Below are 26,471 nucleotides of genomic sequence, written 5' to 3' on the forward strand. Positions count from 1 at the left end.
AAATCGGATGCCGACCGGCCCTGTGCGATGTTAGATACTCTGGTGAACAGTAAGCGCGGACCGATGGTGCTGATCCTGTTCTCCGCCTTGACGGCCGGTGCGGGCAACGGCATCTCCCTGGTCGCGTTCCCCTGGCTTGTGCTGCAGCGCAACGGGTCTGCGGTGGATGCGTCGATCGTCGCCATGGCGGGGTCGCTGCCGTTGCTGGTGGCGACGATCATCGCCGGCGCGGCCGTCGACTACCTGGGTCGTCGACGGGTGTCGATGATCTCCGACGCGCTCTCGGCGCTCTCGGTGGCGGCGGTGCCGGTGCTGGCGTTGACGTTCGGCGTCGAGGTGCTCAACGTCGCGGTGCTGGCCAGCCTGGCGGCGCTGGGCGCGTTCTTCGACCCGTCTGGCATGACGGCACGCGAGACCATGCTGCCCGAAGCCGCCGAACGGGCCGAGTGGACCCTGGACCGGGCGAACAGCGCCTACGAGGCGGTGTTCAACCTGGCCTACATCGTCGGCCCGGGGATCGGCGGGCTGCTGATCGCCACCATCGGCGGGGTGAACACGATGTGGGTGACCGCCGCGGTGTTCGTGTTGTCGATTCTGTCGATGGCGGCGCTCCGGTTGGAGGGCGCGGGCGCGCCGGACCGCGGTGAGCTACCCGAAGGCGTCTGGGAGGGGGTTGTCGAGGGGCTGCGCTTCGTATGGAACCTTCGGGTGCTGCGGCTGCTGGCGCTGATCGATCTTGCGGTGTTCGGGCTGTACATGCCGATGGAGAGCGTGCTTTTTCCGAAGTACTTCACCGACCGCGACGAGCCGGCACAGCTCGGCTGGGTGTTGATGGCGCTGAGCATCGGCGGTCTGGCCGGCGCCCTGGGTTACGCGGTGACGTCGAAGTTTATGAGCCGACGGGTCACGATGCTGACCGCCGTGCTGACGCTGGGCATCGCGATGTCGTTCATCGCGTTCCTGCCGCCGTTGCCGGTGATCCTGTTGCTGTCCGCGCTCGCCGGGTTCGCCTACGGACCGATCCAACCGATCTACAACTTCGTCATGCAGACCCGCGCACCACGGCATCTGCGCGGGCGGGTGGTCGGGGTGATGGGGTCGCTGGCCTATGCCGCCGGCCCGCTGGGGTTGATCGTCGCGGGTCCGTTGGCCGATGCCGCCGGGTTGGAGACGACGTTTCTGGCGTTGTCGCTGCCGATAGTGCTGCTCGGGGTGGTCGCGGTCTTCCTGCCGACGCTGCGCGAGCTGGACCGCACGCCGCAGGCCGCCACCGAGCGCGTGGAGCCGTGAGCGTTTTCCGCTGAAACACATTGGTGATGTTGGGCAGTTGGCGTGAGAACTACGCTCATTTTCAACACGTTTCGCCGAATTCATGGTTACCTCCATAGGTGGCCCTGTGGGGGCGGCCACCGGGATCTACTGGGCATGCGTGGAGGATTCATGGCGAGGGTGAGCGATGAAACGCTCGATGACCTGCGTAGAGAACTCGATTACTTCAAGAATCAACGGCGCCGCGGCGACGGTCACTACGCAGCGGCCTACCTTGCCGGCGCGGTAGAGACGCTGTTGGAAGAGGCCGTACCCGGTAGCGACGAGCCGCGCTAGCCAGCGACCTGACGCCCGGCCGACGGGCCTTTCCGCGCGATCGCGGCCAACTCCTCGCGGGTGCTCGCGCCCACCCGTTGACATGCGCGGTAGACGTGGCCTTCGACGCTGCGCACCGACATCACCAGCCGCTCGGCGATCTCCCGGTTCGACAGGCCCGCCACCACCAACTCGACGACTTCGCGTTGGCGCCCGGTCAGCGGCTGGCTGGCGGGGGCGCGCAGCGCGGGGGTGCAGAGCCCGCCGCAGGCGTCGCTGAGTTCCTTGGCCACCGCCGCGGCATAGAGCCCGCGCTTGCGCTGTTGACCGCGCGTGAAGGCGACCGCGGCCTGGGCGGCCGCGTCGGCGGCGGTGGCCCGGTCACCAAGCGCAAGGTATTCGTTGGACGCGGCCATCAACCCTTCCCCGTCGTCTGCGGCCAACGATTCCGTATGCCGGGCAACGGCACTGGCAAGGGGTAACGCCAACTCGTCGGCCAGCTCACGTGACCGGCCCGCCCATGTGGTGTCCCCCCACTGCGCCGCGGCCTGCAGGCAGGCGAGTTCGTGCGTGGGCTGCCGGCGCTCACGGGCTTGGCGTGCCGCTGACCCCACGGTCGCGATGGCTTCGGCCAGGCAGCCGTTCGCGGCCAGCGCCCACCCGGTCGCGATGCTCAGCGCTGTCTGCATGAACAGGTAGTCGGATGGAACGCACGATTGAGCGTCGGCCACCGCCGCGCTGGCCGCTTCGGCCTCACCGAGCTTCGCGTGCCCCTCGGCTAACGCAAAGTATGTTGCCGGTCGCAGACCCGTTGTCACACCATGTCTTTCGACACCTGCGAGGGCCTCGTGCATAAGCTTCACCGCGATCTTGGCGTTTCCGCGCATCAGCTCAAAATTGCCCAACAGCGACGCCAGGTTCGCGTAGGCAAGGCTGGGGATTTCGGTCGCGGATTCGGCGAGCCGCTGCACCATCGCGTCGCATTCACTGACCCGTCCGGTCAGGCGGCAGGCGCGCGCGTACACGCTGGCGAACCAGAACCGCATGTGCGACGCCTGAAACGAGGTCATGGCACGGTCCAGCGCCGCGTCTGCCACCGTCGTCAGTTCCTCGGCGCGCCCCAACGCACCAAGCGCCATGGTCAGCGCGACGGCCGCCATCATCGCGTGAAGATCTGTCAACAAACCGGAATCCAGTGCGGCCCTGGCCTTTTCCTCTGCGATGTCACAGCGGGCCGAGACCGCGTCCACGCACGCCTCGATCGCGATGCGGGCAGTCCGCTCGGCAGCCGACTCCGGCCCTCGCGCCAACGCCTCGAGGATCGCCCTGGCGTCCTGGCTGCGGCCCAGCATCCAGATCAGATTGGTGGCCCGCAGGGTGGCCCACCGATGGGGGTCGTCGGCGCCCTGCGCGCTCAGTTGCCGCAGCGCGTCCTCGGCCTGATCGCCGCGGCCCAGCAGAAGCAGGTTCATCGCCCGGATCGCGGGCGCCTCGGGCGCGTCGGCCGCCGCGGCCGCCGCGGCGAAACGCTCGGCGAGGTCGAGGTCCAGAAGCGTCATCGCGTAACGCGCGGACTGCAGGCACAGCTGGGGGTCGGGGGGCAGGTCGGAGTCGAGTGCCAGCAGCGCACGGCGCACCGTCGCCCGCATGTCGAGGTCGGGATCCTTGGCGAGCCGTTCGGCCAACCTGCCACGGACTTTCGACAAATACATCTCCCCCGCCGTGGCCCGGCGCAATTCGCCGAACAGCGGATGGGCCAGCCGGGCCATCAGGGTTGCGGCCGTGCGCTCGACGGTGACCAGGTGCAACTGCTCAGCGGCCTCGAGGTCGGCGCGGCGCACCAGATCGCACAGCACGTCGACGGCCAGCGGCTCACACTGCGACAGGGTGTCCACGACAAGGGCCACGTGCGGGTCGAGTTCACGCAACTGCCTGCCGACCATGTCGCTGATGTTCTGCGACACCGCGACGTCGTCGTCCCACATCCACACCCCGGCCGTGCACCGCATCCGTCCCGCGGCGACCTGGTCCTTGACGAGCTGCTGCAGAAACAGGGCGTTACCGTCGGTGAGTTTCCAGAACCGGCGGGCGCTGCGCGCGTCGACGGCGCCGCCGAGCACGTCCTCGATCATGGCGCGGGTCGGCTCTGCCGATAGCGGTTCCAGGTCCAGGCGGGTCAGCAGCCCGTCCTTCCACAGCGCGGTGACGGCGTCGGGCTCGTCTGCGCCGGAGCGCACGGTCACCACCAGACGGGCATCGCGGCTCTGCGCGAGCTGGTGCACGACGTGCGCGGACAATCCGTCCAGCAGATGGGCGTCATCGACACCGATCAGCACTCGGCCCCGACGTTGTTGGGCGACAAAGGAATTGATCACGCGTCGCACATTGGGCATGGGATCGGCCATCGAATCGCCCAGCACGGCGGTGAACGCGCCGAGCGGGAGCGCCCGCGCGGACTCCGTTCCGACGATCCAGTTGGTGCGCCCACCGGCGCTCTCTGCCCGAGTCAGCACCTCGCGGGCCAACCGGGTCTTGCCCACGCCTGCAGACCCGACGATCACGACGCCGGCTGTGTGGCCACCCCCGCCAAGCGCCCGGCGAATCGCATGCAACTCGCCGTCGCGCCCAGCCAGCGGATTCCCGCTGATCACGGCGCGACTATAACCTCTGGTCGGTTGGCAGCGTTCGGATTTCGCGAGCTCTCGTAGGATTGCGGTGTGAACTTCGCCCTGGACGAGTTGATCGCCCAAACGCCCGAGGGTTCGGAAGGCATGGTCGTAACCGATCCCGACATCCTGGCGTCGTATCGGCACGACCGCGCGTTCGATCCGAGCGCGGGAACGCCGCTGGCCGTGGTGCGTCCGCGCAGCACCGAAGATGTGCAGGCGACGCTGCGCTGGGCCACCAAGCACAAGATCGCCGTCGTACCGCGCGGGATGGGCACCGGGCTCTCCGGCGGCGCAACCGCACTGGACGGGGCGATCGTGCTGTCGACCGAGAAGATGCGCGATATCGCCGTCGATCCGGTCACCCGCACGGCCGTCGTGCAACCGGGGCTGCTCAACGCCGAGGTCAAGCAGGCGGTCGCCGAGTACGGGCTGTGGTATCCGCCGGACCCGTCGTCGTTTCAGATCTGCAGCATCGGCGGCAACATCGCGACCAACGCCGGTGGGCTGTGTTGTGTGAAGTACGGCGTCACGACCGATTACGTGCTCGGGTTGCAGGTGGTGCTGGCCGACGGCACCGCGGTGCGGTTGGGCGGGCCGCGGCTCAAGGACGTCGCGGGGTTGCCGTTGACCAAGCTGTTCGTCGGCAGCGAGGGCACGCTGGGCGTCGTCACCGAGGTCACGCTCAAGCTGTTGCCTGCGCAGAACACCGCATGCACGGTGGTGGCCACGTTCGACTCGGTGGAAGCCGCGGCCAACGCCGTCGTCGCCATCACCGCCAGGATCCGACCGTCGATGATGGAGTTCATGGACTCGACGGCCATCAACGCCGTCGAGGACAAACTGCGGATGGGCCTGGACCGCAGTGCGGCCGCGATGATGGTCGCCGCCAGCGACGACCGCGGCCCCTCAGGTGCCGCCGACGCGGAGTTCATGGCTCAGGTCTTCACCGAACACGCTGCCAGAGAAGTGTTTTCGACATCGGACCCGCAGGAGGGTGAGGCGTTCGTCGCCGCCCGGCGCTTCGCGATTCCCGCCGTGGAGGCCAAGGGTTCGCTGTTGCTCGAAGATGTCGGCGTGCCGCTGCCCGCGCTGGCCGACCTGGTGGCCGGGGTGAGCAAGATCGCCGCGAACCACGATTTGATGATCTCGGTGATCGCCCACGCCGGCGACGGCAACACCCACCCGCTGATCGTGTACGACCCCGCCGATGCCGAGATGACCGAACACGCGCACGCGGCGTTCGGCGAGATCATGGACCTCGCCGTCGGCCTCGGCGGCACGATCACCGGTGAACACGGTGTCGGGCGGCTCAAGCGGCCCTGGCTGGCCGGTCAACTCGGCCCCGAGGCGATGGAACTCAACCGTCGCGTCAAGGCCGCGCTGGACCCCGACAACATCCTCAACCCCGGCGCGGGCATCTGACACCCGGCGGTTTCGGCTGGGTTTTCGCGAGATGTACACCGTTTTCGCGAGATGTACACCAGGGTCGTGGTTCGACCCGAGAGCACGGCCCTGGTGTACGTTTCGCGAGCGAACCGAGCGGCGGCGCCGACGAAATCGCCAGCAGCTATTGACACAGTCCCAGGTGGTGTCATACCAATGAGACATGACAGCTACTCTGTCTCATGAGTCGCCGGTGCGTTTTCAGCTCGCCACCGCCGACACCTGGGCTGCTCCGTGGGCGATGTACACGGCGCTGCGCGATCACGATCCCGTGCACCACGTCGTGCCCGAGGGCAGACCCGACTCCGGCACATCGGGGGCTCACCCCCGCGACTACTACGTGCTGTCCCGGCACGCCGACATCTGGGCGGCCGCGCGGGACCACGAGACGTTCTCGTCGGCGCAGGGGCTGACGGTCAACTACGGCGAACTCGAAATGATCGGGCTGGCCGACAACCCGCCGATGGTCATGCAGGACCCGCCGGTGCACACCGAGTTCCGCAAGCTGGTGGCGCGCGGGTTCACCCCGCGGCAGGTCGAGGCGGTCGAACCCAAGGTGCGCGAGTTCGTCATCGAGCGAATCGAACGCATCCGGGCCAACGGCGGCGGCGACATCGTCGCCGAGTTGTTCAAGCCGCTGCCGTCGATGGTGGTCGCGCACTATCTCGGTGTCCCCGAGGAGGACCGCGGCAAGTTCGACGGCTGGACCGACGCGATCGTGGCTGCCAGCACCGCCGAGGGCGGGATCACCGGTGCCCTGGGCACCGCCGGTGACGCGGTCGGCGGGATGATGGCGTACTTCACCGCGCTGATCGAACGTCGCCGCATCGAACCCGAGGACGACACCGTCTCGCACCTGGTGTCGGCGGGCGTGGGCGCCGACGGTGACATCGCGGGGGTGCTGTCGATCCTGGCGTTCACGTTCACGATGGTGACCGGTGGCAACGACACCACCACCGGCATGCTCGGCGGCTCGGTGCAGCTGCTGCACCAGCGACCCGACCAACGCCGGCTGCTGGTCGAAAACCCTGATCTGATACCGGCTTCCGTCGACGAGTTCCTGCGGGTGACCTCGCCGGTGCAGATGCTGGGCCGCACGGTGACCCGCGACGTCACGATTCACGACACCACGGTTCCCGAAGGGCGGCGGGTGATGCTGCTGTACGGATCGGCCAACCGCGACGAACGCCATTTCGGCGACGACGCCGCCGAACTCGACGTGACGCGCAACCCGCGCAACATCCTGACCTTCAGCCACGGTGCGCACCACTGCCTTGGCGCCGCGGCCGCCCGGATGCAGTCGCGGGTCGCGCTCACCGAGCTGCTGGCCCGGATCCCGGAGTTCGAGGTGGATGAGGACGGAATCGTCTGGGCCGGAGGAAGTTACGTGCGACGACCACTGTCCGTCCCGTTCACGGTGAGCCACTGATGGCCGGTGACTGGCTGGCCGCGCGACGCACCGAGGTCGCCGCGGACCGGATCTTGGATGCGGCGGGCGAGCTGTTCGCCAAACATGAGGCAGCCACCGTCGGTATGCATGAAATCGCTTCGGCTGCAGGGTGTTCCCGCGCGACCCTGTACCGGTACTTCGACAGCCGCGATGCGCTCTACACCGCCTATGTGCACCGCGAGGCCTACCGGCTGTACCGGGAGATGACCGATCAGGTCGCCTCGGTGGCGGACCCGCGGGAACGCCTCATCGAGGGCATGATGGCCTCGTTGCGCAACGCGCGCGAAAGCCCCGCGCTGGCATCGTGGTTCGCCAAGACGCAACGGCCCATCGGGGCCGAGATGGCCGAGCAGTCAGAGGTGATCAGGGCACTGACCGAAGCGTTCGTGATCTCGCTGGCGCCCGATGAACCCGAAGTGGTGGCGCATCGGGCCCGCTGGCTGGTGCGGGTGATGACGTCGCTGCTGGTCTTCCCGGGTCACGACGAAGCCGACGAACGCTCGATGCTCGAGGAGTTCGTCGTGCCGATCATGGTGCCGAGCAGTCAGGCCACCCAGTAGCGCCCGGAGCCGTCAGGCGACTCAAAACGCTTGTGCCGTCAGGCGACCCAATACGCTTGTGCCTTGATGGACTTCTTCGGAATCTTGTAGTTCTCGCGGAACACCTTGGCGACCGCGCGGGTGGTGCGGTTGTCGCAGGCGACCCAACCGAAGTGATCGGAGGCGTCGAAGGCCGCCTCGTTGACGGCCTGAATCAACGACTCGCCGGAGTTCTTGCGGTCCACCCACATGACATTGGCGCTACGCGCCACCGGCAACTGCTTGTCGTCGTCGTGGCTGGCCTCCAGGTACACCCGGGCCGGAACGTCACCGATGGCCTGCAGCAGCGAGTTGATCGCGGGCAACGACGCGGTGTCGCCGACGATGACGTACCCGGCCGGCTGCGGTTCAGGCAGCGTGAAGTTGCTGCCGAGCACCGTCACCTCGATCGTGTCACCCGGTTTCGCCTTCTGCGCCCACTGCGAGGCGACGCCTTCGTGCAGGGCGAACTCGATGTCGACGGTGTCGGCTTCCGGGTTCGGGTCCACCAGCGTGAAACCGCGCTGGTGCAGTTTGTCGCCGTCGGCGAACCACATCCGGATCCACATCGTCGGATGCAGCGGCCGGTCGGCGAGCATCCCGCCGGCAGTGAAGCTCAGCCGCAGGTAGTGCGGCGTCACCTCGCGCCGCCCGGTGACCGTCAGCTGGTAGTCGCCCGCACGCATCAGCTTGAGAACCGCGCCCTGGAACCCGCGCGTCGGCTTCTTGTCGGACATAGAAACAACAGCCCCTCAGTGAATCGATTTCTTAGGGCAGCTTAACCTAATATCCCGCTAGCGGTCGCGTACGCGGGTGAACCGGTGCAGCAGCCAGGACAACGGCACCGTGACGATGAACGTGATCACGAACAGCCAGAAAACCGAGCCGGTGTAGATCGGATAGCGCACGATCTCCACCATCACCAGCTCCATCGTGATCAGGTGGATCAGGAAGATCTCGTAAGAGATCTCGCCGAGGAACACCATCGGGCGACTGGCCAGGAACCTCGAGTACAGCCCGCGATCGCCCAACGCCAGCGGCGCCACCATCAACGTCGCGATCACCGCGTAGAACACGGTCTTGGCCAACGCCTCGCGCAGTTCAGTCGGCGAGGTGGTGGGCTCCCCGGCGATCGGGGTGGAGACGATGAAATAGCACACCACCGCCAACGGAACACAAGCCAGCGCGTACGCCCGCACACCCAGCGGCTGCAATGCCGCCAACACCATTCCGCCGATGAACCACATCAGATACGTGGGCAACCACAACGCCGCCCCGTCGGGCAGGAAGTCGGTGGTGTGCACCAGCACCAGCCACGCGGGCGAGATCAACGCGAGCGCACCGAGGCCGACCATCAGCAGGCCTGGGCGCCAGCGCCGCCGGCACAGCACGACGAGCAGCAGCCAGGCCAGCAGCGGAAGCACAGCGTAGAACGCAACCTCGACCGCCAAGCTCCACATTTGTGTAAGGCCCTGGTGCAGAAACGAATACAGATAGTGGTCGGTGTAGATCTGGGTGAGCGTCAGGTTGCGGAACAACCCCTCCCAGGTGTGGCCGGGATTGGGCCCCGCGGTGCGGAAGTGGTAGACGAGGTAGGCCGCCAGCACCGTGACGACGTACGCCGGCATGATGCGGCGCACCCGGCGCCAGGCGTAGCGGCGGGACGACGGCGGCGGTCTGTCCTCGGCCGCGGCCTTGACCCACGCCCCGAAGAGCAGAAAACCGCTGAGCACGAAGAAGATCGGCACGCCGATCTCCATGCGTGAATACACCAGACCGACATAGCCCTGCGGGTACTTACCCGTGGTGTAGGCGGCGTGGGTAGCCATTACCAGCAGGGCGGCGACCGCGCGGATACCGGTGAGCGAGGCGACCCGCTCGGGCCTACTGATGGACTCCAGACCGCCCTGCGCATCCACCCCGCGCGACAGCGTCATTTCGATCGGCGACCGGGTTTCCCGCCCTTGCGCGGCGGACGGTCGGGCTGCAAGTTGATCAGGATGCCCTGAATGCGGGTGCGCTCCAAGGCTTTCACCGTCTCGCGCGACAGTCTGGCCGGCAGCTCGACCAGCGAATGATCGACGCGGATCGAGATGTGGCCGAAGTCGCTGCGGTGCAGGCCACCCTCGTTGGCGATGGCGCCGACGATCGCGCCAGGGCTCACCTTGTGCCGCTTGCCGACGGCGATGCGGTAGGTGGCGAAGTCCTGCCCGGATCGACGGGGTTGCTTGGGTCCGCGGTCGGGCCGCTCCGGGCGCTCGTCGCGGCGACGCTTCTCCGGGGGCGGTTCGGACATCAGGAACTGCTCGCCGTCGCGGGACTGCACGGCCAGTGCGGCGGCGATATCGACCATCGGAACGTCGTTTTCGCGCTCGTAGTCCTCGATCATGCTGCGGAACAGGTCGACGCCGGGCGCGTTGAGTGCCTCGGTGATCGAGTCGCGGAACTTCGCGACGCGCTGGGCGTTGACGTCTTCGACGCTCGGCAGGTCGGTTTCGACGAGCTTGGAGCGGGTGGCCTTTTCGATGGCCTTGAGCAGATGGCGCTCTCTGGGCGTGACGAACAACAGCGCGGCACCCGAGCGGCCGGCGCGTCCGGTGCGCCCGATGCGGTGCACGTAGGACTCGGTGTCGTGGGGGATGTCGTAGTTCAGGACGTGGCTGATCCGTTCCACGTCGAGCCCGCGCGCGGCCACATCGGTGGCGACGAGAATGTCGATGCTGCCGTCTTTCAGCGCGGCGATCGTGCGTTCGCGTTGTGCCTGCGGGATGTCGCCGTTGATGGCGGCCGCGGAAAAGCCCCGCGCCCGCAGGCGTTCGGCCACTTCTTCGGTGGCCTGCTTGGTGCGGACGAACACGATCATCGCGTCGCCCTCTTCCACCTCGAGCACCCGGGTCAGCGCATCCATCTTGCGGTGCCCGGCGACCTGGATGTAGCGCTGCGAAATGTTATCGGCGGTGGCCGTTTTCGCCTTGACCGTGACCTCGACCGGATCGTGCAGATACTTGGTGGTGATCTTGCGGATCGCGGGCGGCATGGTCGCCGAGAACAACGCCACCTGCTTGTACTCCGGGGTGTCGGCGAGGATGCGCTCGACGTCTTCGGCGAAGCCCATCTGCAGCATCTCGTCGGCCTCGTCGAGCACCAGGTAGTCGAGGTGCGACAGGTCCAGCCGGCCCTTCTCCAGGTGATCGATCACCCGGCCGGGCGTGCCGACGACCACCTGCGCGCCGCGCTTGAGACCCGCCAACTGGGGGCCGTAGGACGAGCCGCCGTAGATGGGCAGCACGTTGATTTGGGGCAGGCGCGCGCCGTAGCGGCCGAAGGCCTCGGCGACCTGCAGCGCCAACTCGCGCGTCGGCGCCAGCACGAGCGCCTGGGTGGCGCGGCTGGCAGGGTCGATCTTCGACAGGATCGGGATCGCGAAGGCGGCCGTCTTACCGGTGCCGGTCTGGGCCAGGCCGACGACGTCGGAGCCGGCCATCATCGCCGGAATGGTGTCGGCCTGGATCGCCGACGGCGACTCGTATCCGACGTCGACGACAGCCTGCAGCACCGACGGGTGAATCTGCAGGTCAGAAAAGGTCAGTTCGGCAGTCGGAGGTGCCTGGTTCGGGTCCGACTCAGAGGACGTCATCAGGTAGCGATTCTAATGCCCGTCACCTGCCCAATTCGCCACGCGGCCCAGTCGTCACTTCCGTCACACCACGCCGGTGTGTCGCCGCGACCTGTTCGACGCGATTTGCGAGGGTGGATTAGGTGAAGTGCACGGTTCGGTTCTGCAGTCTGATCGGTGTCGTGGCGGTTCTTCTCGCCGGCTGCGGGTCGGGCGACTCCACCGTCTCGAAGACGCCGGGCCCCACGGCGCCTCCCCCGACGGCCGCGGCGTCGGCGCCGGCCTCGGCATCGGAGCTGCCCGGGGAGACACCGGCCACGACGGCGGCGGCGGACCCGTGCGAGGTCGACCTCGCCGCACCGGAGATCGCCCAGGCGGTTTCGGAGTTGCCGCGCGACCCGCGCAGCAATCAGGGGTGGAGCCCGGAGCCGCTGGCCGGTAACTACAACGAGTGCGCGCAGCTGTCGGTGGTGATCGTCAAGGCCAACACCAACGCCGAGAACCCCAACACCCGCGCGGTGATGTTCCACCTCGGCAAGTTCATCCCCGACGGGGTGCCTGCCACCTACGGTTTCAACGGCATCGATCCGAGCGCCAGCACCGGCGACACCGTCGCGCTGCGGTATTCCAACGGGGTGCCCGGCCTGGACAGCGTGGTGAAGTTCCGGTGGAACGGCAACGGCGTCGAGTTGATCGGCAACACCCCGGGCTGAGCCCTAGTTGGCGCCGCCGCGCCGCCGCGCCGCCGAACGTGGGTTACCCGCACGGTGTTCTGGCGGTAGACGTGCATCGAGCCCACATTCGGCGGCCTAATGGGTTTCGAGCCAGGAAATCCGCGCGTCGAGCCGTACCTTGTGTGCCTGCGGCCACCCTCTTGCCTGCATCGCATCCCGCACACCGGCCAGAAATACCTGCGGCCGGTAGCGCAACAGATCTCGACTCACCCGAATGATCAGCCAGCCTTTCGCGGTCAGTTCGGCCAGCCGGTCGATGTCGTATGCGTGTTGCGCCGGATCGTCCCAGTGTTGCCGCCCGTCGTATTCGACACAGACCTTGAATTCCGCCCACCCCATGTCGACGCGGCCGACGAAGGAACCGTATTCGTCGACGACGAGAATCTGTGTTTGCGGCTTCGGAAACCCGGCGGCGATCAACAGCAGGCGTGTCCGAGTCTCCTGCGGTGATTCGGATCCGCCGTCCATCAGCGCCAATACCCGCCGTAGCTGCACCATGCCTCGGGCACCGCCACGGGTGTCGGCGAGACGCATGACATCGCCCGCCTTGAGACCGGTGGCGTTGGCCAACGCGTCAACACGGATGATCGCCCGCTCGAGACCTTTTCTGCGTCCGAGGTCGAACGCCGTCCGCGCAGGCGTGGTCACCGGCAATCCGTGCACGACGCCGACCTCGTCGTCGCGCAATTTGTTGCGATGAATGAGAATTCCCTCGACGGGGCAGGCTTCACGACGGATGAGCTCGGCAGGCAACTCGCCGCCGACCCATCGCGATCCATACAGCGCCGATGCGGAGATCCCGGCCAGGGTGGCGTTTCGCGCGGACCACAGCCAAGCGGCTACCGCGCGTCTGTCGGCTGTCAGCTCCACGCCCTTGGGCAGGTAGACGTTGCGATACACCATGTTGTGACGGCTGACCAATGTTCGCCTCGTCGCCAGGCCGGCCGCCACTGCTTCTGTGCCGATGAACGGCATCGTTTCCGTATTCATGCGGTCACCGTCAGCGTCAGGTGTCACAAAATCGGCCGGCGCGACGGTGCACCCGGCCCCTCCTGTGGATGGGTATGCCGTTGGGGATGACGAGTGTGGGCTCGTGACACGCCCAAGGCCGACACCGCGTGCGGGTAACCCACGTTCGCGCCAACTCGGGGTGTCGGCGGGCTCACCTACAGTGGCAGCGTGTTCGTCACCGACGGCCATGTCATCTACAGCGCCTCAGACCTCGCAGCGGCGGCGCGCTGTGAGTACGCGCTGCTGCGCGCGTTCGATGCGAAGTTGGGCCGCGGCCCCGCGGTCACCGTTGACGACGAGCTGCTGGCCAGAACCGCGCAACTCGGCGGTGAGCACGAACAGCGCCACCTGGATCGGCTGCGCGACCTGGCCGACGTTGCGATCATCGGCAGGCCGAAGTCCACGGTCGAGGGCCTGACCGCTGCGGCCGAGCAGACACGGCGCGCCGTCGAGCGACGCGCCCCGGTGATCTATCAGGCGGCAATGTTCGACGGCCGGTTCGTCGGCTTCGCCGACTTCCTGGTCCTGGACGGCGACCGGTATCTGCTGCGCGACACGAAGCTAGCCCGTTCCGTCAAGGTGGAAGCGCTGCTGCAGCTGGCGGCCTACGCCGAAACGCTTTCTGTCACAGGCGTTCCGGTTGCCGATGAAGTCGAGCTGGTTCTCGGCGACGACGCCACCGCGCGCTACCGCCTCGACGAGCTGCTTCCGGTGTACCGACTGCGGCGCGCTGCGTTGGAACGGCTGCTCGACGATCACTTCGCGTCCGGCGCGCCGGTCGACTGGGAAGACGAAACCGTGCGCGCCTGCTTTCGCTGTCCCGAATGCGAGGTTCAGGTTCGCGCGACGGACGATCTGCTGCTGGTGGCGAACATGCGGGTCAGTCAGCGCGCACGGTTGCTCGACGCGGGTATCACCACGGTCGCCGAGCTTGCAGACCACGAGGGCCCCGTGCCGGAATTGTCTGCGCGGGCGCTCACCGCACTGCGAACCCAGGCGCGGCTGCAGTTGACCCCGAAAGTCGACGGCAAACCCGCCTACGAGGTGATTGACCCGCAGCCGTTGATGGTGCTGCCCGATGAGAACAGGGGCGACCTGTTCTTCGACTTCGAAGGCGACCCGCTGTGGACCCCCGACGGCCGCGAGTGGGGCCTGGAATACCTGTGGGGGGTCCTCACCGTCGGAGGCGAATTCCACCCGTTCTGGGCGCACGACCGGGCCAGCGAACGCCAAGCGCTGATCGACTTCCTGGCGATGGTGCGCAAGCGGTTGCGGCGCTACCCCGGCATGCACATCTACCACTACGCAGCCTACGAGAAGAGCACGCTGCTGCGTCTGGCCGGCCGCTACGGCGTCGGCGAGAACGACGTCGACGAACTGCTCCGCAACGGCGTGCTGGTGGACCTGTTTCCGTTGGTACGCAAGAGCATTCGGGTGGGGACAGAGAACTACAGCATCAAGTCGCTGGAACCGCTCTACATGGGCAACGAGCTGCGCAGCGGCGAGGTGACGACGGCAACCGACTCCATCACCCAGTACGCCCGCTACTGCGCGCTGCGCGACGAGGAACGCAGCGACGAAGCCGCCGCCGTGCTCAAGGAGATTGAGGACTACAACCTTTACGACTGCCGCTCGACGCACCGGTTGCGCGACTGGCTGATCGCCCGCGCCATCGAAGCCGGGGTGCCGCCGCGCGGACCCCGGCCGGTGCGCGACGACGAAGCCGCCATCGAGATCGGGGACGCCCTCGAACGCAAACTGCTCAAGTTCGCAGGAGACGGCGTCTCGGCACGCACCCCCGAGCAGACCGCCGTCGCGATGTTCGCCGCCGCCCGCGGCTATCACCGCCGCGAGCACAAACCGTTCTGGTGGAGCCACTTCGACCGGGTCAACAACCCCGTCGACGAGTGGGCCGACGACGGCGATGTGTTCGTTGCCGACCGTGCCGTAATCGAGCAGGACTGGCACCAGCCGCCGAAGGCCCGCAAACCGCAGCGGCACGTCCGGCTCTTCGGCGAACTCGCCAACGGCGAACTGGCCCGCGACATGTACGCGCTCTACGACCCGCCCGCGCCCGAGGGGCTAGCCGACGATCCGGACCGCCGCGCATTCGGCGCCGTCACCGTCCTCGAATGCAACGACCCGGAGGTGCCGACCGAAGTCGTCGTCGCCGAGAAGCAACCGAAGAACGGCGACGTGTTCGATCAGCTGCCCTTCGCGCTGACACCGGGTCCGCCGATCAACACCAAACCGCTCGAGGAGTCGATCGAGCAGACGGTAGCCGCGGTGGCGGCCGGGCTGCCGACGGTGCCGTGTGACGCCGTGACCGACATCCTGCTGCGGCGCACCCCACGTACGCGCAGTGGCAACCCGCTGCCGCACGGCGCCGCGATCGAAGACGACATCACCGCCGCGTTGCTCGACCTCGATGCCTCCTACCTCGCGGTGCACGGACCGCCGGGCACCGGAAAGACATACACCTCGGCGCGGGTGATCGAACGACTGGTCAACGCCCACGGGTGGCGCGTCGGCGTGGTGGCCCAGTCACATGCGGTGGTAGAGAACCTTTTCGCCGACGTGCTGAAGGCTGGTGTCGACGGCGCGCACGTCGCCAAGAAGCTCAACAGCGTCAACTGTGGCTGGACCGAACTGACCAACCCCGAGTTCGCTGCGTTCATCGACGACCACGCCGCCCGCGGTCTGGGCTGCGTCGTCGGCGGCACCGGCTGGGACTTCTCGAACGCCAACAAGATTCCGCGGCAGTCGCTACACCTGCTCGTGGTCGAGGAGGCCGGCCAGTACAGCCTGGCCAACACCATCGCCGTCGCTCCGGCAGCGCGCAACCTGATGCTGCTCGGTGATCCGCAGCAGCTGCCACAGGTGAGCCAGGGCACCCACCCCGAGGCCGTCGACCGCTCGGCGCTGGGCTGGTTGATCGACGGAAAGCACACGCTGCCAAGCGAACTCGGCTACTTCCTGGACCGGTCTTACCGGATGCACCCGTCGGTGTGCTCGACGGTGTCGCGGTTGTCCTATGACGGCAGGCTCCAGTCGTTTGACGAGGTCACCACGGCGCGCGTACTCGACGGATACGCACCGGGGTTGCGGGTGCTCACCGTCGACCACAACGGCAACTCGACTGACAGCCCCGAGGAGGCCGATGCGATCGTCGCCGAGATCGGCCGCCTGCTGGGCACCCCATGGTCCGACGGGGAGGACAAGGTGCCGCTCGGCCAGCACCACGTGCTCGTCGTCACGCCGTACAACGCACAGGTGGTGACGCTGCGTCGCCGACTCGACGCCGCCGGGTACTCCGATGTCGAGGTCGGCACCGTCGACAAGTTCCAGGGCAGACAGGCTCCCGTGGTGTTCGTGTCGATGACCGCGTCGTCGGCGGACGATGTCCCGCGGGGAATCGCGTTCCTACTCAACCGAAACCGTCTCAACGTTGCGGTCAGCCGCGCCAAGTACATGTGTGTGATCGTGCGTTCTTCGCTGTTGACCGACTATCTGCCGACCACACCGGATCGTCTGGTCGAGTTGGGCGCGTTTCTCGCGCTGGCGCCGTGTGATACACCCACGGGGTGAGCTTGACCGACCGGTTGGGCGCGATCGTCGGCGCCGCGCATGTGAGCACCGACCCCGACGTGCTGGCCGGGCGCAGCGTCGACCACACCGGACGGTACCGGGGCCGGGCCAGCATCCTGGTGCGGCCGGGCACCGCCGATGAGGTCGCCGCGGTACTGCGCACCTGCCGCGACGCGGGCGTCTGCGTCACCGTTCAGGGCGGGCGCACCTCGCTGGTGGCCGGCACGGTGCCCGAAAACGACGACGTGCTGCTGTCCACCGAACGGCTGCGCGACGTCGGCGAGGTCGACGTCGTCGAGCGGCGCATCACCGTCGGCGCCGGCGTGACGCTGGGCGAGGTGCAGCGCTCCGCAGCGGCGTCGGGCCTGGTGTTCGGAGTCGATCTGGCCGCCCGCGATTCGGCCACCGTCGGCGGCATGGCGTCGACGAACGCCGGCGGGCTGCGCACCGTGCGCTACGGCAACATGGGTGAACAGGTCATCGGATTGGAGGTCGCGCTACCCGACGGCACCGTGCTGCACCGACACAGCCGGGTGCGGATGGACAACACCGGATACGACCTGGCATCCCTGTTCATCGGCGCCGAGGGCACACTCGGCGTCATCACGGGACTGGACCTGCGGCTGCACCCCGCGCCGCGACATCGGGTGACAGCGATCTGCGGGTTCGCCGACCTGGACGCGCTCATCGAAACCGGCCGTATGTTCCGCGATTTCGACGGTATCGCGGCATTGGAGTTGATCGACGCCCGCGCGAGCGCGTTGACCGCCGAACACGTCGGCGTGCCCACCCCCGTCGACGGCGCCTGGCAGCTGCTGATCGAACTGGCCGGCGACGACGACCAGACCGAGCGGCTGGCGGACGCGCTCGACGGCGCCAAACTGACAGGTGACCCGGCGGTCGGCGTGGACGCGTCCGCCCAGCAGCGGTTGTGGCAAGTGCGCGAGGCGGTCGCCGAGGTGCTCGCAGTGTACGGACCCCCACTGAAATTCGATGTGTCGCTGCCACTTTCGAGCATCACGGAGTTCGCCCAGAACGCGGCACAAGTCGTCGCCGAGCACGCACCCGAGGCGATCCCCGTGCTGTTCGGCCACATCGGCGAGGGCAACCTGCATCTGAACGTGTTGCGTTGCGGCCCGGACGCGGAGCGGAACCTGTACTCGGCGATGATGGCGCTGATCGCACGGCTGGGCGGCAACGTCAGCTCCGAGCACGGCGTCGGCACCCGCAAGCGCGACTACCTCTCGATGTCACGCACCGACGCCGACATCGCCGCCATGCGGGCGGTGAAGGCGGCCTTCGACCCGACCGGATACCTCAACCCCGCAGTGCTTTTCGGCACCTGAACGCACCGTCGGTGCGTCGTTCAGTCGTTCCATGGCAACGAATGCCTGCCGGAACGCCGCCGGTCGTCGGGATCCTCGTCGCGGGAATGCCTGCCGTGCGACTGAAACCAGAACGAGCGTGAGTCGTTCGACTCATCCGACCGGCGATGTCGCGGGCGCCGGTAGTGGTGGCCGGTCGCCATCTCGTACGCGTCGGCCACCGACGACCGCGGCTCGGCCAGCGGCCGTCGGCCCATCGGCCTGAACCGTCGCTGATCGTCGACGTGAAACCCGTTGTGCGCGTGCCCGATCGGTTCGGGCTCCGGTGCCGTAGCGGGCACCGAAGGAACATCGTCGAGCAGGTCCAAAACCGCGCGCCAGGATTGACGCTCCTCGGTCTCGGCTTCGGCCGCTGTGTCGTGCTGGAAGTGCCACGACGTGCGAGGCACGTGCGACGGCGGCGTGGCGCGCGCCGGGATCGGGTCCGTCGGCGACTCGGCCGCATCGGGTGCGACCGGTAGCGGGCCGGGCTCATCCCAGGACACCGTGTACTCCAGATAGTCGTCGTCATCGTCGACGAACGTCTCGTCGCCGCCGTAGTCGACCGCCAGACCGGCGCCGGCATCGGGGTCGAAGTCGTCGTCAGGGCCCGGGTCGCTCTCGAAGCCGACCAGGAACAGCGCCAGCACCACACCGAACAACGCGATGAACGCCGGCAACAACATCGCCTGCGACATCGCCGCGGCGAACGGTTCGTGAAGGAAGCTCGGCAGTTCCATGACGCCCGAAGTCTCGGTGGCCTGGCCGGCCGCCGGCGGCAGCACCGCACCGATCCGCCACGTCATGAACGCCGCGATACCGGCGCTGCCCAACACCGACCCGACCTGGCGCGTGGCGTTGTAGACACCCGAACCCGCACCGGCGCGGTCGATCGCCAGATTGCGGGTGGCGGTCGCGGCCAGCGGCGACCAGATGAACGCCATGCTCACCCCGGTCACCGCCAACGGCACCGCGATCCGCCAGATCGCCGTCGTCGGCGTCATCTCGATCGACAGCCACGTCACCGAAATGGCGAGCAGGGAGAACCCGAAACCCACCACCGGCCGTGGATGCGACCGGTCGACGATCCTGCCGACGAACGGCGCAAGCACACCGCTGAGGATCGCCATCGGCGCCATCAGTAGCCCCGAGCGGGTCGGGGTGAGACCGCACACCGCCTGGGCGTAGAACATGATCGGCACCATCATCGCGGTCACGACGAAACCGATCGTGGCCACACCGAGGCTGGAAAGCGCGAAGTCGCGGTCGCGGAAGATCGCCAGCGGGACCAGCGGTTCGGCAGTGTTGACCGACTGCCAGATCAAAAACGCTGCCATGAACCCGATACCGCCGGCGATGGTGCCCCACACCCACGGCGCCCACTCGTGTGCCTGCCCCTCCTGCAGCGCGTACACGATCATGAACATCCCGATACCGGACAGCAGCACGCCCGGTACGTCGAAAGGCTGCTTGTTCGTAGGTAGTTCGGGTACCAGTCGCGTGGCCAGAACGACCCCGAAGACGCCGACCGGCACGTTGACGAAAAAGATCCACTGCCAGCCGAGGCCGTCGACCAGAAAACCACCGGCCAACGGGCCGACCAACGTCGCGACACCCGCCGTCGCGCCCCACACGCCCATCGCGACGCCGCGACGGTCGGCCGGGAAGATCCGCGTGATCGTCGACAGGGTCTGCGGCGTCAACAACGACGCGCCCACCCCCTGCAGCACCCGGGCGGCGACGAGCATCCCGATGGTGTCGGACAGCCCACACCACAGCGAGGCGGCCGTGAAGACGGACAACCCGATCAGGTAGAGGTTCTTCGGGCCGAACCGGTCACCGAGGCGCCCGGCCACCAACAGCGGCACCGCATACGCCAGCAGGTAGGCGCTGGTGACCCAGATGACGGCGTCGTAGTCGGCACCCAGGTGATCCATCAGCGACGGATTGGCCACCGCCACGATGGTGGCGTCGACCAGGATCATGAAGAAGCCGATCATCATCGCCCACAGCGCGCGCCATGCGTTGCGCGACTCGGGGTCGCGCGGCAGCAGACCGCCGAATCCCCGCCGCACCGCGAAGGTGAGGCCGGCGGGCCGGCGAATGAGGTTCAGGGACATCTCGAGTCGACTAGCTACGTGACGGTTCAGCCGACGCTACGGAGCTTGCGTGGTCCCGACAAGTCGGGGCTCACACGTGCAACAAAGGGTCAGGCGGGTTCAGGGACGGCGTCGCCGGTGACTCCGTCCGCGTGTTCGACCGCCGACACACCATCGGCGTGATATCCGCCGCGCAGCGTGGGGGCCATCGCGAACAACGCGACCACCATACCCATCGTCATCACCAGAGCGAGCGCGATCTCGTCGTTGCCGAGCACGCCGACCAACGGTGCCACCGCCGCGCCCAGCCCGAACTGTGCCGCGCCGAGCAGCGACGCCGCCGTGCCCGACGCCTCCGGATGCCGCGTCAACGCCACCGCCGGCGCATTGGGCAGCACCAGACCCATGGCTGCGAGGATCGCCCACACCGGGATCACGAAGCCCAGCACCCCACCGAACCCGGTGAGCGAGAGCGTGATGAACACGGCCCCGGCCGCCGTCGCGGCCACCAGCGCCCACAGCATGATGGGCTGCGGGGCGAACCGGCGCAGCAGCACGACGTTGAACTGGGTGGAGCCGATCAGCGCGATCGCACCGGCGGCGAACACCAGCGCGAACGCCTGCTCGTCGAGGCCGTAGCGACCCTGCAGCACGAACGGCGCCCCCGATATGTAGGCGAACAACCCCGACATGCTCAGCGCCGCGACCACGACGGCGACGACGAAGCGCACGTCGCGCAGCAGTTGGCCGTACGTGGCAGCGATGCTGCGTACCTTCAGCGGCCTGCGGTGCGACACCGGAAGGGTTTCGGGCAGCGCCAACGCCGCGACCACCAGCAGGGCGCCGGCCATCACGACCAACGCGGCGAACACCCACGGCCAGGAGCCCGTCAACAACACCGCGGCCCCCAGCGACGGCGCCAACACCGGCGCGACCCCCAGCACCAGGATCAGCCGCGACATCACGGTGGCCGCAGCGGAGCCGGCGAACAGGTCACCGACCACGGCGACGGCCACCACCGCGGCGGCGGCGGCACCCATGCCCTGCAGCCCGCGGGCCACGCCCAGCACGGTGATGTTGGGGGCGAGCATGCACAGCAGCGACGCCGCCATGTGCAGCACGATGCCGACCATCAGCGGACGACGCCGGCCCAGCGAGTCCGACAGCGGCCCCACGATCAGCTGGCCCAGCGCCAGCCCCGCCAACGTTCCGGTGAGGGTGAGTTGCGCGACCGACGATGACACCCCGAGCTGTTCGCCGATCTCGGGCAGGGCCGGCAGGTACATGTCGATGGTGAGCGGGCCGAGCGCCACCATCACGCCCAGCACGAGGATCATCCGGGTGCGGCTGGGCGCGCTGGTTCTCGAGGTCTCGGAGTCCGTGCGCGTCAGGTCCACAGCCGGTGATGTTGCCATGAAAATGGTTAGCGTCGCTTCTCAATATTTTCTTCCCGATCGGGCGCGCAGTGAGCGCAATCACCGCGGGCACGCCGGCGCGCCGGTGTTCGTTAGGTAAAGCGGATAGCCTGAAAACCAGGCGTTCGGACAGGGAGGCCGCCATGTGTGCCTGGTCAAAGGTCAACAAACAGCTGCCTGATACCAGCGACGCCAGCCCAGAGGATCCGGGCGCTGCCGCCAAGGTGCTCTCCGGAATCCTCGAGCGCGGGTCCCGCGTGCAGGCACCCGCGGTTCAGGCCTATGTCAGACGTATCCGCGAACGCAATCCCGACGCGACACCCGCGGAGATCATCAAGAAGCTCGAGACACAGTATCTGGCGGCGGTGGTCGCCAGCGGTACGGCCGTCGGCTCGGCGGCCGCGGTGCCCGGCATCGGCACGTTGGCCGCGCTGTCCGCTGTCGCCGGTGAGACGGTGGTTTTCTTGGAGGCGACGACGCTGTATGTCCTGGCCGTCGCCGAGGTGCACGGAATCCCGGCCGAGAACAAAGAACGCCGCCGCGCCTTGGTGCTCGGTGTCCTGGTCGGCGACGACGGCAAGGCGGCGCTCGCCGACCTGGTCGGCAAGCGCCGTACCGGCGGCGCATGGGTGGCCGAGGGCGCAGCGACGTTGCCGCTTCCCGCGGTATCCCAACTGAACAATCGTCTGCTGCGCTATTTCGTGAAGCGCTACACGCTGAAGCGCGGAGCGATGGCCTTCGGCAAGCTGCTGCCCGTGGGCGTCGGCGCTGTCATCGGTGGTGTCGGCAATCGGCTGATGGGCAAACGCATCGTCGCCAACGCCCAAAAGGCGTTCGGCAGCCCACCGCCGCGGTGGCCGTCGAAGCTGCACGTGCTGCCTGCGCCGCCGAACTAACCGGCGCTGGCCATAACGCCGTTGTCATGGCTTGACCGTTGCTTCGGCGCTAGCCTTTAGGGCGGCGGAAAGGCGGGTAACCGCACAGAACCGGCAAGCGTGATCACCGCGCTTGCGTGACGCGAGAATTGAGGCGAATAGCTACCGTGAGCTCACCTTCACCATTCGGACAGAACGAGTGGTTGGTCGAGGAGATGTATCGCAAGTTCCGCGAGGATCCCTCGTCGGTAGACCCCAGCTGGCACGAATTCCTGGTCGACTACTCCCCCGAGCCAACGACCGACAGCCAGGCCTCCGACGGTAACGGTCAGCGGACCGCGGCGCCGATCTCACCGCCGGAACCCGCACCCGCACCCGCACCGAAGCCGGCTGCGGCCAAGGCATCGGAACCCAAGACAGAACCCAAGACCGAAACCAAGACAGAGTCCAAGGCCGAACCCAAGAAGCCAGAAAAGAAGTCCGAGCCCAAGCCAGCCGAATCCAAGAACTCCGAGCGCACGTCGACCAAGCAGAAGAGCGACGCGGAAAAGCCTGCCAAGGCCAAGACCCAAGCCAAGCAGGCCGACGACGACGAAAGCCAGCAGCTGCGTGGTGCGGCGGCGGCGGTCGTCAAGAACATGGACGCGTCGCTGGAGGTGCCGACGGCCACCAGCGTGCGGGCCATCCCCGCCAAGCTGATGATCGACAACCGCATCGTCATCAACAACCACCTCAAGCGCACCCGCGGCGGCAAGATCTCGTTCACCCACCTGATCGGCTATGCGCTGGTTCAGGCGGTCAAGAAGTTCCCGGGGATGAACCGCTCCTTCGAAGAGGTCGACGGCAAACCCCACGTCGTCACCCCGGCCCACGTCAACCTGGGCCTCGCGATCGACCTGCAGCGCAAGGACGGCGACCGCCAACTGGTGGTGGCGGCCATCAAGAAGTCCGAGACCATGCGCTTCGGCCAGTTCATCGCCGCCTACGAGGACATCGTGCGGCGCGCCCGCGACGGCAAGCTGACCATGGACGACTTCTCCGGGGTGACCATCTCGCTGACCAACCCCGGCACCATCGGCACCGTGCATTCGGTGCCGCGGCTGATGCGCGGCCAGGGTGCGATCATCGGCGTCGGCGCGATGGAATACCCGGCCGAGTTTCAGGGCGCCAGCCCCGAACGCATCGCCGATCTGGGCATCGGCAAGCTCGTCACGCTGAGCTCGACCTACGACCACCGCATCATCCAGGGCGCGGAGTCGGGTGACTTTCTGCGCACGATGCACGAGCTGTTGCTCTCCGACGATTTCTTCGACGAGATCTTCCGCGAGCTGGCGATCCCCTATGAGCCGGTGCGCTGGCGCACGGACAACCCCGATTCGATCGAGGACAAGAACGCCCGCGTCATCGAGCTGATCGCCGACTACCGCAACCGCGGCCACCTGATGGCCGACATCGATCCGTTGCGCCTGGACAAGGACCGCTTCCGCAGCCACCCCGACCTCGACGTGTTGACCCACGGCCTGACGCTGTGGGACCTCGACCGCGAATTCAAGGTCAACGGGTTCGCCGGCGCCGAGCACAAGAAGCTGCGCGACGTGCTCGCGGTGCTGCGCGACGCGTACTGCCGCCACATCGGTGTGGAGTACACCCACATCCTCGAACCCGAACAACAGCAGTGGCTGCAGGAGCGCATCGAGGGCAGGCACGACAAGCCGACCGTCGCGCAGCAGAAGTACATCTTGAGCAGGCTCAACGCCGCTGAGGCGTTCGAGACGTTCCTGCAAACCAAATACGTTGGGCAGAAGCGGTTCTCGCTGGAGGGTGCGGAGACCGTCATCCCGGCGATGGATGCCGTCATCGACCAGTGCGCCGAGCACGCTCTCGACGAGGTGGTCATCGGGATGCCGCACCGCGGCCGGCTCAACGTGTTGGCCAATATCGTCGGCAAACCGTACTCGCAGATCTTCAGCGAGTTCGAGGGCAACCTCAACCCGTCGCAGGCGCACGGCTCCGGTGACGTCAAGTACCACCTGGGTGCCGGCGGCACCTTCATCCAGATGTTCGGCGACAACGACATCGAGGTGTCGCTGGTGGCCAACCCGTCACATCTGGAGGCGGTCGACCCGGTGCTGGTGGGTCTGGTGCGGGCCAAGCAGGACCTGATCGACATCGAAAGCGACGATGACGAGTCCGAAAAATTTCCCGTCGTCCCGCTGATGCTGCACGGTGACGCCGCGTTCGCAGGCCAGGGCGTGGTCGCCGAGACGCTCAACCTCGCGCTGCTGCGCGGTTACGGCGTCGGCGGCACGATCCACATCATCGTCAACAACCAGATCGGTTTCACCACATCGCCTTCCGACGCCAAGTCGTCGGAGTACTGCACCGACGTCGCGAAGATGATCGGGGCGCCGATCTTCCATGTCAACGGTGACGACCCCGAGGCCGCGGTGTGGGTGTCGCGGCTGGCCGTGGACTTCCGGCAGAAGTTCAAGAAGGACGTCGTCATCGACCTGATCTGCTACCGCAAGCGCGGTCACAACGAAGGCGACGACCCGTCGATGACGCAGCCGGCGATGTATGACGCGATCGACGTCAAGCGCGGGGTGCGCAAGACCTACACCGAAGCGCTGATCGGCCGCGGCGACATCTCGATGAAAGAGGCCGAGGACGCGCTGCGCGACTACCAGGGCCAATTGGAGCGAGTGTTCAACGAGGTCCGCGAACTCGAGAAACACCCGATCGCGCCGAGCGCGTCGGTGGAGACCGACCAGATGGTGCCCGCCGGTATGCACACGGGCGTGGACAAGGCGCTGCTGGCCCGCATCGGCGATGCGCACCTCGCCATGCCGGAAGGGTTCACGGTGCATCCGCGGGTCAAGCCGGTGCTGGAGAAGCGCCGCGAGATGGCTTACGAGGGCAAGGTCGACTGGGCCTTCGCCGAACTGCTGGCGTTCGGCTCGTTTTTGGCCGAAGGCAAGCTGATCCGGTTGTCCGGGCAGGACACTCGGCGCGGCACGTTCAGCCAGCGGCACTCGGTGGTCATCGACCGCAAGACCGGTGAGGAGTTCACCCCGCTGCAGCTGCTCACCGTCGACCAGGACGGCAACCCGACCGGCGGCCGGTTCATGGTCTACGACTCGGCGCTGTCGGAATTCGCCGCGGTGGGCTTCGAATACGGCTACTCCGTCGGCAACCCGGATGCCCTGGTGCTGTGGGAGGCGCAGTTCGGCGACTTCGTCAACGGCGCCCAGTCGGTCATCGACGAGTTCATCAGCTCGGGCGAGGCGAAGTGGGGTCAGCTCTCCGATGTGGTGCTGCTGCTGCCCCACGGGCACGAGGGACAGGGTCCCGACCACACGTCGGGCCGTATCGAGCGGTTCCTGCAGCTGTGGGCCGAGGGCTCGATGACGATCGCGGTGCCGTCGACCCCGGCGAACTACTTCCACCTGCTGCGCAGGCACGGCCTGGACGGCATCCAGCGTCCGCTGATCGTGTTCACGCCCAAGTCGATGCTGCGCAACAAGGCCGCCGTCAGCGATCTCAAGGAGTTCACCGAGGCCAAGTTCCGCTCGGTGATCGAGGAGCCGACGTTCGCCGAGGGCGACGGTGACCGCGGCAAGGTGCGCCGGGTGTTGTTGTGCAGCGGCAAGCTCTACTACGAGTTGGCCGCACGCAAGAACAAGGACGACCGCCAGGACGTCGCGATCGTGCGCGTCGAACAGCTCGCTCCGCTACCCCGGCGGCGGCTGGCCGAGACGCTCGACCGGTACCCGAACGTCGAGGAGTACTTCTGGGTGCAGGAGGAGCCGGCCAACCAGGGTGCGTGGCCGACGTTCGGGCTGACGCTGCCCGAGGTGTTGCCCGAGAAGCTGGGCGGCATCAAGCGCATCTCCCGGCGGGCGATGTCGGCGCCGTCGTCGGGCTCGTCGAAGGTGCACGCCGTCGAGCAGCAAGAGATCATCGACGAAGCCTTCGCCTGATCCCCTTGGGCCGAGCGTGCGTGTTTGCGGCCGACACGCCGCTGACCTTCGCGAGTTCGTGCACG

The 26,471-nt window shown here is 67.3% G+C and carries 17 protein-coding genes; 10 read left to right on the forward strand and 7 right to left on the reverse strand.

Annotated features, from left to right (window positions below; genetic code table 11):
- The first annotated feature begins 39 nt into the window (after positions 1–39).
- Both ABQE93_RS18635 and ABQE93_RS18640 read left to right on the forward strand, forming a co-directional pair.
- Positions 40–1,290 carry a multidrug efflux MFS transporter Tap gene (locus ABQE93_RS18635; protein ID WP_448409757.1) on the forward strand — a complete coding sequence of 417 codons (1,251 nt, stop codon included), beginning with the start codon at positions 40–42 and terminating at the stop codon, positions 1,288–1,290.
- A gap of 159 nt (positions 1,291–1,449) precedes the next feature.
- Positions 1,450–1,605 (forward strand): hypothetical protein, encoded by a 156-nt coding sequence (locus ABQE93_RS18640; protein ID WP_448393589.1) that lies wholly within the window; start codon positions 1,450–1,452, stop codon positions 1,603–1,605.
- Here ABQE93_RS18640 and ABQE93_RS18645 read toward each other — a convergent pair.
- On the reverse strand, positions 1,602–4,235 hold the full coding sequence (locus tag ABQE93_RS18645) for a helix-turn-helix transcriptional regulator (protein ID WP_448409629.1): 2,634 nt from the start codon (positions 4,233–4,235) through the stop codon (positions 1,602–1,604). The two genes, ABQE93_RS18640 and ABQE93_RS18645, sit on opposite strands and share 4 nt — an antisense overlap.
- A 120-nt stretch (positions 4,236–4,355) precedes the next feature.
- Between ABQE93_RS18645 and ABQE93_RS18650 the strand changes: the two genes are divergently transcribed.
- The 3 genes from ABQE93_RS18650 (at position 4,356) to ABQE93_RS18660 (ending at position 7,706) form a co-directional block, all read left to right on the forward strand.
- Entirely contained in the window at positions 4,356–5,675 is a 1,320-nt protein-coding gene (locus ABQE93_RS18650) for an FAD-binding oxidoreductase (protein ID WP_448409755.1), read from the forward strand.
- 184 nt (positions 5,676–5,859) lie between these two features.
- A complete protein-coding gene (locus ABQE93_RS18655) occupies positions 5,860–7,125 on the forward strand; it encodes a cytochrome P450 (RefSeq protein WP_448409627.1) in 1,266 nt (421 codons plus the stop codon).
- A complete protein-coding gene (locus tag ABQE93_RS18660) occupies positions 7,125–7,706 on the forward strand; it encodes a TetR/AcrR family transcriptional regulator (protein WP_448409626.1) in 582 nt (193 codons plus the stop codon). The genes ABQE93_RS18655 and ABQE93_RS18660 overlap by 1 nt, the downstream gene beginning before the upstream one ends.
- Positions 7,707–7,744: 38 nt before the next feature.
- Here the strand turns inward: ABQE93_RS18660 and ABQE93_RS18665 are convergent, their stop codons facing one another.
- From ABQE93_RS18665 to ABQE93_RS18675, 3 genes are read right to left on the reverse strand one after another with little or no spacing between them, the layout of a single operon-like run.
- Positions 7,745–8,461: a siderophore-interacting protein gene (locus tag ABQE93_RS18665; protein ID WP_448409625.1), complete on the reverse strand. Its 717-nt coding sequence runs from the start codon at positions 8,459–8,461 to the stop codon at positions 7,745–7,747.
- A 57-nt stretch (positions 8,462–8,518) separates the two neighbouring features.
- Complete coding sequence (locus ABQE93_RS18670; protein ID WP_448409624.1) at positions 8,519–9,661, reverse strand: acyltransferase family protein; 1,143 nt, start codon at positions 9,659–9,661, stop codon at positions 8,519–8,521.
- Entirely contained in the window at positions 9,658–11,361 is a 1,704-nt protein-coding gene (locus ABQE93_RS18675; RefSeq protein WP_448409623.1) for a DEAD/DEAH box helicase, read from the reverse strand. Before ABQE93_RS18675 ends, ABQE93_RS18670 begins: the two co-directional genes overlap by 4 nt.
- A gap of 161 nt (positions 11,362–11,522) precedes the next feature.
- On the opposite strand from ABQE93_RS18675, the gene ABQE93_RS18680 reads away from it, so the two are divergent.
- On the forward strand, positions 11,523–12,053 hold the full coding sequence (locus ABQE93_RS18680; RefSeq protein WP_448409622.1) for an LppP/LprE family lipoprotein: 531 nt from the start codon (positions 11,523–11,525) through the stop codon (positions 12,051–12,053).
- A gap of 96 nt (positions 12,054–12,149) precedes the next feature.
- Here the strand turns inward: ABQE93_RS18680 and ABQE93_RS18685 are convergent, their stop codons facing one another.
- Positions 12,150–13,049 (reverse strand): endonuclease domain-containing protein, encoded by a 900-nt coding sequence (locus ABQE93_RS18685; protein WP_448409621.1) that lies wholly within the window; start codon positions 13,047–13,049, stop codon positions 12,150–12,152.
- Between the two features lie 204 nt (positions 13,050–13,253).
- Between ABQE93_RS18685 and ABQE93_RS18690 the strand changes: the two genes are divergently transcribed.
- Positions 13,254–16,673, forward strand: coding sequence for a TM0106 family RecB-like putative nuclease (locus tag ABQE93_RS18690; RefSeq protein ID WP_448409620.1), 3,420 nt, complete (start codon positions 13,254–13,256; stop codon positions 16,671–16,673).
- On the forward strand, positions 16,670–18,019 hold the full coding sequence (locus tag ABQE93_RS18695) for an FAD-binding oxidoreductase (RefSeq protein WP_448409619.1): 1,350 nt from the start codon (positions 16,670–16,672) through the stop codon (positions 18,017–18,019). The genes ABQE93_RS18690 and ABQE93_RS18695 overlap by 4 nt, the downstream gene beginning before the upstream one ends.
- 20 nt (positions 18,020–18,039) lie before the next feature.
- Here ABQE93_RS18695 and ABQE93_RS18700 read toward each other — a convergent pair whose 3' ends face one another.
- Positions 18,040–20,040, reverse strand: a complete 2,001-nt coding sequence (locus ABQE93_RS18700) for an MFS transporter (protein WP_448409753.1) — start codon at positions 20,038–20,040, stop codon at positions 18,040–18,042.
- Between the two features lie 206 nt (positions 20,041–20,246).
- On the reverse strand, positions 20,247–21,551 hold the full coding sequence (locus tag ABQE93_RS18705) for a multidrug effflux MFS transporter (protein ID WP_448409618.1): 1,305 nt from the start codon (positions 21,549–21,551) through the stop codon (positions 20,247–20,249).
- 143 nt (positions 21,552–21,694) lie between these two features.
- Between ABQE93_RS18705 and ABQE93_RS18710 the strand changes: the two genes are divergently transcribed.
- Positions 21,695–22,447, forward strand: coding sequence for a hypothetical protein (locus ABQE93_RS18710; protein ID WP_448409617.1), 753 nt, complete (start codon positions 21,695–21,697; stop codon positions 22,445–22,447).
- Between the two features lie 194 nt (positions 22,448–22,641).
- Positions 22,642–26,406: a multifunctional oxoglutarate decarboxylase/oxoglutarate dehydrogenase thiamine pyrophosphate-binding subunit/dihydrolipoyllysine-residue succinyltransferase subunit gene (locus tag ABQE93_RS18715; RefSeq protein ID WP_448409752.1), complete on the forward strand. Its 3,765-nt coding sequence runs from the start codon at positions 22,642–22,644 to the stop codon at positions 26,404–26,406.
- Positions 26,407–26,471: the final 65 nt, after the last annotated feature.

This window comes from Mycolicibacterium sp. XJ662, from assembly GCF_053484035.1.